This window comes from Acidimicrobiales bacterium, from assembly GCA_036399815.1.
In the GTDB taxonomy this organism is placed as follows: Bacteria; Actinomycetota; Acidimicrobiia; order Acidimicrobiales; family DASWMK01; genus DASWMK01.
The window spans coordinates 1-10,241 of sequence record DASWMK010000079.1 but is presented as its reverse complement, the minus strand read 5'-3'; the positions used below and the strand labels follow the sequence as shown (position 1 = coordinate 10,241).

Annotated in this window: 9 protein-coding genes; 2 read left to right on the top strand and 7 right to left on the bottom strand. The window is 75.9% G+C overall.

The genetic code is table 11. The annotated features are described in order from the left end of the window. Together VGB14_05870 and VGB14_05865 are read right to left on the bottom strand one after the other, a co-directional pair. A partial coding sequence (locus VGB14_05870; protein ID HEX9992436.1) for a hypothetical protein occupies positions 1-1,109 on the bottom strand: 1,109 nt, incomplete at its 3' end. A gap of 418 nt (positions 1,110-1,527) precedes the next feature. Next, positions 1,528-3,159 carry a methylmalonyl-CoA mutase family protein gene (locus tag VGB14_05865; protein HEX9992435.1) on the bottom strand — a complete coding sequence of 544 codons (1,632 nt, stop codon included), beginning with the start codon at positions 3,157-3,159 and terminating at the stop codon, positions 1,528-1,530. An 84-nt stretch (positions 3,160-3,243) separates the two neighbouring features. Here VGB14_05865 and glpX point away from each other — a divergent pair, with 84 nt between their 5' ends. Then, complete coding sequence (glpX, locus tag VGB14_05860) at positions 3,244-4,254, top strand: class II fructose-bisphosphatase (GenBank protein HEX9992434.1); 1,011 nt, start codon at positions 3,244-3,246, stop codon at positions 4,252-4,254. On the opposite strand, the gene VGB14_05855 is transcribed toward glpX, so the two are convergent. The 4 genes from VGB14_05855 to wecB are packed head-to-tail and all read right to left on the bottom strand — an operon-like array spanning position 4,251 to position 8,626. Continuing rightward, positions 4,251-5,042 carry an SDR family oxidoreductase gene (locus VGB14_05855; protein ID HEX9992433.1) on the bottom strand — a complete coding sequence of 264 codons (792 nt, stop codon included), beginning with the start codon at positions 5,040-5,042 and terminating at the stop codon, positions 4,251-4,253. The genes glpX and VGB14_05855 overlap by 4 nt on opposite strands. Then, positions 5,039-5,941, bottom strand: a complete 903-nt coding sequence (locus tag VGB14_05850; protein ID HEX9992432.1) for a GNAT family N-acetyltransferase — start codon at positions 5,939-5,941, stop codon at positions 5,039-5,041. Before VGB14_05850 ends, VGB14_05855 begins: the two co-directional genes overlap by 4 nt. A 10-nt stretch (positions 5,942-5,951) precedes the next feature. After that, positions 5,952-7,511 carry an alkaline phosphatase D family protein gene (locus VGB14_05845; protein HEX9992431.1) on the bottom strand — a complete coding sequence of 520 codons (1,560 nt, stop codon included), beginning with the start codon at positions 7,509-7,511 and terminating at the stop codon, positions 5,952-5,954. Further along, positions 7,502-8,626 carry a UDP-N-acetylglucosamine 2-epimerase (non-hydrolyzing) gene (gene wecB / locus VGB14_05840; protein HEX9992430.1) on the bottom strand — a complete coding sequence of 375 codons (1,125 nt, stop codon included), beginning with the start codon at positions 8,624-8,626 and terminating at the stop codon, positions 7,502-7,504. Before wecB ends, VGB14_05845 begins: the two co-directional genes overlap by 10 nt. A 100-nt stretch (positions 8,627-8,726) precedes the next feature. Between wecB and VGB14_05835 the strand changes: the two genes are divergently transcribed. Next, on the top strand, positions 8,727-9,803 hold the full coding sequence (locus tag VGB14_05835) for a glycosyltransferase family 2 protein (protein HEX9992429.1): 1,077 nt from the start codon (positions 8,727-8,729) through the stop codon (positions 9,801-9,803). Here the strand turns inward: VGB14_05835 and VGB14_05830 are convergent. After that, positions 9,719-10,241, bottom strand: a 523-nt coding sequence (locus tag VGB14_05830) for a hypothetical protein (protein ID HEX9992428.1), incomplete at its 5' end; no start/stop codon positions are given. The genes VGB14_05835 and VGB14_05830 overlap by 85 nt on opposite strands.

Sequence of the window (10,241 nt, the reverse complement as noted above, 5' to 3'; positions counted from 1 at the left end):
TACAGGCGGCCGTGGACGGTGCCGCCGTCCTCGCCCTCCCAGGTGACGGCCTCGGGCTCCACCAGCCCGGCCGCCTCGAACCCGCCGACGGGGCCGCGCGCCAGGGTGCGCCGGTCGCCGCCGGGGAGGTCGTAGGCGACGACCTGGGTCGGGGTGCGGGCGCCGCTGCGGACGGCGGCCAGGGTGGCGCCGACCCAGGACAGGCCGCCGTGGACGCCCCGGCCGAGCTCCCGCCGGTCGCCGCCGTCGAGGTCGGCGACGTGGAGGGACCCGAACCCCCGCTCGTTGCGGGTGTGGGCCACCGAGCGGCCGTCGGGCGACCAGGCCCACGACCGCTGGCCAGGGCCCCAGGTCGGGTCGCCGTGCTCGAACGGCTCCTCCAGGAGCGGGGCCGCCCCCGTGCCGTCGGGCGCCGCCGACCACAGGTTGAGCCAGCCGGTGGCGTCGCACAGGAACCCGAGCCGGTCGCCGGCCGGGGAGAACCGGGGCTGGGCCGTCGACACCCTGTCGCCGCCGGCCACCGTGACCGGGGCGGCGCTCCCGTCCGACGGGGCGACCACCACCCGGCTGGCGTCCCACGGCATGGCCGGCACGTCCCACTCGTGCCAGGCGACGAGGCGGCCGTCGGGCGACCAGGCCGGGTCGAAGCAGAAGTCGGCCCCGGCCGACAGGCGCACCGGCCACGACCCGCCCTCCTCGAGGGAGGCGACGGCCACGTGGTGGGCGTCGACGAGGTAGGCGACCCTGGTGCCGTCGGGCGAGACCGCCGGCGCCGTCGCCGCGCCCGACGAGGGCCGCTCGACGACCTGGCGGGGGCGCCCGCCGGTCGCCGGGACGAGCCACAGCCCGCCATCGACGGCGGCGTAGACGATCGCCCCGCCGTCCGGTGTCCAGTCGAAGGCGCCGCCGCCGTACGCCGCGGCCGGGCGGGGCGGCGGGCCGGCCGTGACGGTGAGCTCCGGTCCCCCGGCCACCGGCACCACGACGACCGCGCCCCGGCCGAGCACGTTGGCGAGGAACGCCAGCCGGGACCCGTCGGGCGACAGCCGGGGCTCGGCCAGGGTGCGCCCGTAGGCGCACATGGCCGCGGTCACGGTCGGCTGGGGCACAGGGCGCGGAGGCTAGTGCGTGACGCACGACCACCACCCCGCCGGAATCGCCTCGTGCTCGCGATCGTTAGCAACTACGAATGACGCGAGCACCAGGCCAGGAGGGACGCATGACCGCCGACACGACCAGCGAGGACCGGGCCGCCGTCGGCGCGCCCGCCGCTGGGCCGGCGGGGCTCCCCTCCGGGCCGGCCTAGCGGCCGGCACGCCGCGTCCCGCACCACCGTCCACCCCTTCCCGGCGCGCGCCCGCCCGCCGGGGCCAGCAACAGGAGCACGACCATGTTCAACCTGCCCGCCGACACCGCCACCGTCGCCCTCGACCGCCAGCGGCGCCTCCGCCGCCAGGCCCGTGACCACCAGGTCGCGGAGCAGTCGACCGACGCGGACGACAGCCGCTGACCGGACGCCCGTCCTCGCTAGAGGACGGGCGTCTCCACGTACCGGCCGAACACGCCGGCCAGGGCGTCGATGATCTCGCCCTCGGTGGCGTAGGTGCGCACGGTGTCGACCAGGGCCGGCATGAGGTTCACCTCGGGGTCGGCCGCCTCGGCCGCCAGCCGGGCGAGGGCGTCGCGCACGGCGTCGGCGTCCCGGTCGGCCTTCACCTCGGCCAGCCGCTTGATCTGGCGCTGCTCGTACTCCGCGGTGATCTGGAGGATGTCGAGGTCGTCGTCCTCGCTGCCCTCGGTGAAGCGGTTGACGCCGACGACCACCCGGCGCCCGCTGTTGATCTTCCGCTCCATCTGGTAGGCGGACTCGGCGATCTCGCCGACGAAGTAGCCGTTGTCGATCCCCGCGTACGCGCCCTCGAGGATCGACCCGTGCCCGAGCTCGTCGAGGTGGGCGAAGATCTCCTCGGCCTGGCGCTCGATCTCGTCGGTCATGGCCTCGACGAACCACGAGCCCCCGAGCGGGTCGGCCACGTTGGCCACGCCGGTCTCGAAGGCGATCACCTGCTGGGTGCGGAGGGCGATGCGGGCGGCCTTCTCGGTGGGCAGGGCGAGGGCCTCGTCCATCGAGTTCGTGTGCAGCGACTGGGTGCCACCGAGCACGCCGGCCAGCGCCTCGATCGCCGTGCGGGCCACGTTCACCTCGGGCTGCTGGGCCGTGAGCGACACGCCCGCCGTCTGGGTGTGGAACCGCAGCTGGAGCGACCGGGGGCTGGTGGCGCCGTAGCGCTCCTTCATCCACCTGGCCCAGATGCGCCGGGCCGCGCGGTACTTGGCGATCTCCTCGAAGAAGTCGATGTGGGCGTTGAAGAAGAACGACAGCCGGGGGGCGAAGGCGTCGACCTCCAGCCCGGCCGACCGGGCCAGCTCCACGTAGGCGAAGCCGTTGGCGAGGGTGAAGGCCAGCTCCTGGGCCGCCGTCGAGCCCGCCTCGCGGATGTGGTAGCCCGAGATCGAGACGGGGTGCCACTTCGGCATCTCGGCCGCGCAGAACGCGATCACGTCCCGGACGAGGCGCATGGACGGCCGGGGCGGGAAGACGAACTCCTTCTGGGCCTGGTACTCCTTCAGGATGTCGTTCTGGAGCGTGCCGCCGAGGCGCTTGCGCTCCACCCCCGTCTTCTCCGCGGTGGCGATGTACATGGCGAAGATCACCGGGGCCGGCGAGTTGATCGTCATCGACGTGGTGACCGAGCCGAGGTCGATGCCGGCGTAGAGGTCCTCGACGTCGGCCAGGGTGTCGACGGCGACGCCGCACTTGCCCACCTCGCCCTCGCTGTGCGGGTCGTCGGAGTCGCGGCCCATGAGCGTCGGGAGGTCGAAGGCGGTCGACAGGCCGTCGCCGCCGGCCCGGAGGATCTCCTTGAACCGGCCGTTGGTGTCGTCGGCCGTCCCGAAGCCGGCGAACATCCGCATCGTCCAGAGCTTCGAGCGGTACATCGACGCGTACGGGCCCCGCGTGTACGGGTAGGCCCCGGGGAAGTCGCCGTCGTCGGGGCCGTACACCGGCTCGAGCGGCACCCCCGACATCGTCTCGAAGTCCGCATCGCGGAGCTTCGACGCCTCGTAGGCCTGTCGCCAGTCGTCCCGAGCGCTCATGGGGCCAAGTATCGCCGGTCGGCGCCCCGCCACACCCCCCCGGCGCCCGCCTCCCGCCAGGGTCGGTGGCCCACCGGCCCGGCTATCTTCCCGCGCCTGCCGTCGGAGAGCTCGCACGCGCCTGACCGCAACCTCGCCCTCGAGCTGGTGCGGGTGACGGAGGCGGCGGCCATGGCCGCCTCCCGGTGGATGGGGCGGGGCGACAAGGAGGGGGCCGACGGGGCGGCCGTCGACGCCATGCGCATCGTGCTGAACACCGTGCCGATGGACGGCATCGTCGTCATCGGCGAGGGCGAGAAGGACGAGGCGCCGATGCTCTACAACGGCGAGCGGATCGGCGACGGCACCGCGCCCGAGACCGACATCGCCGTCGACCCGGTGGAGGGCACGACGCTCACGTCGCTCGGCCGGGGCAACGCCATCTCCGTGATCGCCGCCAGCGAGCGGGGCACGATGTTCAACCCCGGGCCGTGCGTGTACATGGAGAAGCTGGCCGTCGGGCCCGAGTCGGTCGGGGCCGTGGACCTCAACGCCTCACCGACCGACAACCTCCGGGCGGTGGCCAAGGCCAAGGGCGAGTCGGTGCGGGACGTCACCGCCGTGATCCTCGACCGGCCCCGGCACCAGGAGCTGATCGCCGAGGTGCGGGCGGCCGGCGCCCGCATCCGGCTCATCCCCGACGGCGACGTGGCCGGTGCGCTGTCCACGGCCTGGCCCGACACCGGCGCCGACATCCTGTTCGGGGTCGGCGGCACGCCCGAGGGGGTCATCTCGGCCGCCGCCCTGAAGTGCATGGGCGGCGAGATCCAGGGCCGGCTGTGGCCCCGCAACGACGAGGAGCGCAGGGCCGCCCTCGACGCCGGCTACGACCTCGACCGGGTGCTCTCCACCGACGAGCTGGTCGGCGGCGACAACTGCTTCTTCGCCGCCACCGGCATCACCGACGGCGAGCTGCTGAAGGGCGTCCACTACGACAGCAGGGGCGCCACCACCCAGTCCCTCGTCATGCGGTCCAAGTCCGGCACCGTGCGGCTCATCAACGCCCGCCACCGCCTGGACAAGCTGTCCGGCTTCTCGATGATCGAGTTCGGCTAGCGCCTGGTCAGGCGGGCCGTCACCCGGCGCCGGAGCCACAGGGGCGCCGGGCGGGACACGGCGACCAGCGCCTTGTAACCGGTGCCGGGCACGCAGAGCGGGTCGCCCCTGCGGGCGGCGTCCAGGGTCTCGCCGGCGACGGCGTCGGCGGTCATCCAGGCGAAGCGGGGGATGCGGTCGTCGCCCGCCTCGCCGATCCCCGAGCGGGCCTGGAACCCGGTCCTCGTGAACCCGGGGCAGGACGTCGTCACCGTCACGCCGGCGGAGCGGACCTCCTCGGCGACGGACTCCCCGAAGCTGGTGACGAACGCCTTGGTCGCCGCGTAGGTCGCGCTGTAGGGCAGCGGCTGGAACCCGGCCACCGACGAGATGTTGAGGACGGTGCCGCTCCCCCGGGCGATCATCCCCGGCAGGGCGGCGTGCGTGAGCCGGACGAGGGCCAGCACGTTCAGCCGGATCATCCCCTCGTGCACGTCGGCGGGGCCGTCCACGAAGGCGCCGCCGTGGCCGTAGCCGGCGTTGTTGACGAGCAGGTCGACGGGCCGGTCGGCGGCCCGCACCCGGTCCTCGACCCGGGCCAGGCCGGCGCCGTCCTCGAGGTCGGCGGCCAGCACCTCGACCTCGACGCCGTTGCGCTGGCGGACCTCCGTGGCGAGCGCCTCGAGCCGGTCGGCGCTGCGGGCGACGACGACGAGGGACGTGCCGTCGGCGGCCAGGCGGCGCGCGATCGCCTCGCCGATCCCGCCCGACGCCCCGGTGACGAGGGCTCGCGCCCAGGTGCGGTTCACGGGGCGACGGTAGCGACGGCGGCGAGGAAGGCGCGCACGTCGTCGCCGGCGGCCGCCGCCGCCGACGCGTCGAGCACGGTCGACCCCCGCCCGGTGGCGGCGGCCCGCCAGGCGGCGACGAGGTGGCGGCCGACCCCCTCGCCGCGGGCGGCGGGCACGACGGCGACGGCGGTGAGGTGGGCGGTACCGTCCCTCGTCCACCCCGTGGCCACGCCCGCCACGCCGTCCCGCCGGCGGCCGGTGACGACGAGCGGCCGCCCGCCGGCGCCGGGCCGGGGCGGGGCCACGCCCGTCGCCGCCGCCGCCTCCGGGTCGACGAGCAGGGTGGCGGACAGGGCCAGCTCCAGCCCGCCCCGCCCGACGACGGCGGGCGGTCCGAGGGGGGCGTCGGCGATCGGGCCCCACACCCGCCGGCCGGTGGCGTCCCTCGTCTCCTCCATGAGGTGGAGGCGGTCGACGGTGATGCCGGCGGTGAAGTCGGCGAGGGCGTCGACGGCGGCGGCCAGCCGCTCGGGCGCCAGGCCGTCGGCCAGGGTGACGTGCGGGAGGAACGGCCAGGTCAGCGTGCGGGCCAGCGGCTCGGCGAACACGGCGTCCCGCAGCCGGTGGACGCCGTCGAGGTCGCCGCCGACGGCCAGGTACAGCACCGGCGTGTCGGGCCAGAACGTCGCCGCCGGCCCGAGCGCCAGGTGGAGCGGGGCCGACGCGGCGGCGGCCGCCCGCACCACGGCCAGCGCCTCGCCCATGCGCTCGACCCGGACGTTGACCGGCGGGACGAGCGTGAGGTGGGGCACCACCCGGCCGAGCGACGGGTCGCCGCACGCCCGCCGCAGGCCGTCGACCTCGCCGGCGATGGGCGGGGGGACGAGCAGGGCGACGCCCAGGCGGCGGCGGGGCACGGCCGCGCGCTCAGGCCGGCTCGGCCCCGGGCCGGCCGGCCTCGACCACGAACGCGGCCGCCGTCTCGACCGGCGACTCGGGGCCGTCGGCGGTCGAGGCGACGTAGCGGTACTCGGCCAGCCACTGCGACTCGTCGACCGTGCAGCGCACGTAGCCCCGCCGCTCGGGCTCGAAGTACCGGGACCACGGGAGGGCGCCGACGGCGGCCCGCACGAGGTCGGCGAGCTCGGCCGGGAAGCCGCTGCTGATCGACGTGCCGACGAGCTCGGTGCCGACCACCGGCGACGACGGGTCGCCGAAGTCGGCCAGCAGGTCGGCCACCCCGCTGGCGTGGATGTCGCCGGTGAGCACCACCGGGTTGGCCGTCCCGGCGTCGGCGAGGTGGGACAGCAGGCGCTGGCGGGCCGCCGGGTAGCCGTCCCACTGGTCGAGGTTGAACACCTCGCCGGGGCCGGGGAACAGGTCGACGCGCGCCATCACCGTCTGCTGGCCGATCACGTTCCACGTGGCGCCGGAGGCGTCCAGCCCGTCGAACAGCCACGCCTCCTGCTCGGCGCCGGTCATGGTCGCCGCCGGCTCGTCCATGCCGGGGCACGGGCCGCCCACGTCGTCCTCCCGCCCGCACGGCTGGTCGGTGCGGTACTGGCGGGTGTCGAGCAGGAACAGCCGGGCCAGCCCGCCGACGTCGAAGGACCGGTGGACGGCGTAGGGCAGCGCCGACGGCCGGGGCAGGCGCACCGGCTGGTGCTCGTACCAGGCCCGGTACCCGGCGAGGCGCCGGTCGGCGTCCTCGGTGTCGCCGGCGTAGTTGTTGGCGACCTCGTGGTCGTCCCAGGTGACGACCCACGGCGCGGCGGCGTGCGCGGCCCGGAGGGCCGGGTCCCCCTTGTACTGGGCGTACCTGGACCGGTAGTCGTCGAGGGTGGCGCACTCGTGGTCGGGCTCGTGGCGCCGGCCGGCCAGGTCGCCGCCGGCCCCGCTCTCGTACACGTAGTCGCCGAGGTGGACGACGAGGTCGAGGTCCTCCTCGGCCAGGTGGGCGAGGGCGGGCCACCACCCGCTCTGCCAGTTCTGGCACGACGCGAACGCCAGCCGCCACCGGTCCACGGCCGCGCCGGCGTCGGGCAGGGTCCTCGTCCGGCCCACCGGGCTCTCCTCGTCGCCGAGCAGGAACCGGTACCAGTGGTCCCGCCCCGGCGCGAGCCCGCCGACCTCCACGTGGACGGAGTGGGCGAGGTCGGCCGCCGCCGTGGCCGTGCCGGTGGCGACCATCGAGCGGAACCCCTCGTCCTCGGCCACCTCCCAGCGCACCGGGAGGTCGACGGCCGGCACCTCGCCCGGCGGGAGCAGCCTGGTCCACAGCACGACGCCGTCGGGGGCCGGGTCGCCCGACGCCACGCCGAGCGTGAAGGCCGGGCCGTCGAGGCGGGGCAAGGCCGAGGTCGTCGTCGAGCCGGCGGCCGCGGCCGTCGTCGACGTGGTCGACGACGACGGCGACCCCGTCTCCCGCTCCCTCGTGCAGGCGGCGAGGAGCGTCCCGGCGAGGAACGCCCGGCGGCTCAGCCGCACCCGGCCACCCCGAGCAGCCGGCCGAGGGCGGCCACCGTGCGGGCCGACGCCGACCCGTCGCCGTACGGCGTCGGCAGGCCGGCGAGGCGGGCGTGCACGGCCGGCAGGTCGTCCAGCCAGGCCCTGGCCGCCTCGCCGATCCCCGGCCCCGGCGGGACGAGGACGGCGAACGTGCCCTGCACCTCGGGCCGCTCGGTGGACGCCCGGACGACGACCACCGGCCGCTTCAGCACGCTGGCCTCCTCCTGGAGGCCGCCCGAGTCGCTCACCCACAGCGCCGCCTCGGCGGCGAGGGCGAGGAACGGCCGGGGCGTCAGCGGCGGGCACACCCGCAGGCGGGCGAGGGCGCCGTCGAGGCCGAACCCGGCGGCCCTGGCCGCCGTCCGCGGGTGCAGCGGGAGCACGACGGGGAGGGGCAGCGCGGCGAGCTCGTCGAGGACGGCCCCGAGCACGGCCGCGTCGTCCACGTTCTCCGGGCGGTGGAGGGTGGCCAGCACGAACCGGTCGGGCTCGACCCCGGCGGCGGCCAGGTGGGCGGCCCGCTCCGGCGGCGGCGGGGTGAGGCGGCCGACGGCCTCGACGACGGTGTTGCCGGTGACCTCCACCCGCTCGGCGGCGATGCCCTCGGCCACGAGGTGGTCCCTGCTCACCTCGGTGGGCGCGCAGCACAGGTCGGCCAGGTGGTCGGTCAGCACCCGGTTGTGCTCCTCGGGCATGCGCCGGTCGAAGCTCCGCAGGCCGGCCTCCACGTGGACGACGGGCACGCCGGCGGCGTTGGCGGCCAGCGCCCCGCCGAGGGTCGTGGTCGTGTCGCCCTGGACGACGACGGCGAGCGGCGGCCGGTCGGCGAACCTCGCGTCCAGGCGGGCCACCACCTGCCCGAGCTGCGCGCCCCGCGAGCCCCCGCCCACGTCGAGGGTGGCGTCGGGCGCCGGGAAGCCGACCTCCTCCAGCACCCCGGCCGCCAGCTCGGGCGCCCAGTGCTGGCCGCTGTGCACGACCGTGGCCGCCGGCCCGAGGAGGCGGACGACCCCGGCCAGCTTCACGGCCTCCGGCCGGGTGCCGAGCACGACCGCGACCGAGCCGGGCGGGAGGTCGAGGGAGGGCGCGTCCACCGGTCGGGCAGCGTAGGGCCGGTGCCCGGCCCGCCGGCAGCGCGCCGGACGGCGCCGTCCACCGACGGCGCCACGTCCGGCCGGTACTGTGGCGGCCGCTGTGACCACCACCCGGCGACCGCTCGTCAGCGTGGTGGTCCCGGTCTACAACGAGGCGGCCCTGTTCGAGCCGTGCATGACCCGGCTGGTGGAGCACCTGCGCACCCTCGAGGACCGCTGGGAGTTCGAGGTGCTCGTCGTGGACGACGGCTCCACCGACACCACCGCGGCGATGGCCGACGCGTTCGCCGCCGCCCACCCCGGCGTCCGGGTCCTCCGCCACGTCACCAACTTCCGCCTCGGCTCGGCGCTGCGCTTCGGCTTCGGCCAGTCACGGGGCGAGTACGTCGTCACCTTCGACAGCGACCTCAGCTACTCGCCCGACCACATCGACCGCCTCCTCGAGACGATCAGCGCCACGAGGGCGAAGATCGTGATCGCGTCCCCGTACATGGAGGGCGGGCGGACCACCGCGGTGCCCCCGTTCCGCCGGGTGCTGTCGTCGTGGGCCAACCGGTTCCTGTCGCTCACCGCGCAGCAGAACCTGACCAGCCAGACCCGCCTGCGCACGCTCACCGGCCTCGTCCGGGCCTACGACGGGCTGTTCATCCGCACGCTCGACCTGAAGGCGGTCGACGCCGACGTCAACACCGAGATCGTCTACAAGGCCCAGATCCTGCGGGCCCGCATCGAGGAGATCCCGGCCCACCTCGACTGGTCGGCCATCGTCGCCCACCGGGGCAAGGGCCGCATCGACCCCCGCCTCGTGTGGACGACCCTGAAGCAGCTGGTGGCCGGGTTCCTGTTCCGGCCGTTCATGTTCTTCATCCTCCCCGGCCTGCTCCTGCTCCTCGTGTCGGCCGTGTTCGGCACGTGGGCGGCGGTGGTGGTGAGCCAGGAGTACGGCGACCTGCCGATGGCCCACCGGAGCCTGTCGGCGGCGATCACCGGGGGCCTCGACCGCAGCCCCGAGTCGTTCCTCGTCGCCATCGTCGCCCTGCTGCTGGCCGTGCTGCTCCTCGGCCTCGGCGTGCTCGCCCTCCAGGCCAAGCGCTACTTCGAGGAGCTGTTCCACCTCGGCACGGCCGTGCTCCGGGCGTCGAGCGGCGGCCGCCCCTCGCCCCCGCCGGCCGACTGAACGACGGCCGCGCCGGCGGCCACGGCGAACGCCACGGCGACGGCGGCGCCGTCCATGGCCGACCGCCAGTCGTCCGGCACGCCGAGCGCCTCGATGACCGACTCGACCCGCGCCACGTGGAGCAGGGGGACGGCGAGGAGGGCGACGAGCACGGCACGGACCGGGGTGGCGAGGGGCGGGTCGTCCCGGCGGGCCCCGGCCGCGAGCACGGCGAGCGGCCAGGCCACGAGGAGCAGGTCGTAGCCGAAGTGGGGCACGGAGAGGAGCACGCCGCCGGCCACGACCGTCGCGGCCAGCGGGTGGACGGGCGAGCGCCCCGGCGGCCCCAGCCGGGCCAGGGCCACGGCGGCCACGCCGACGACGGCCACCAGGGCGACGGCCTGCCGGCCCGTCCCGGCGTCCCCGTCAGTGAGCTTCCCGAACGTCGCCGCCAGGTCG

Coding starts and splice junctions, on each gene's coding strand:
- VGB14_05865 (HEX9992435.1), bottom strand. CDS start 3,159: ATGAGCGCTCGGGACGACTGGCGACAGGCCTACGAGGCGTCGAAGCTC.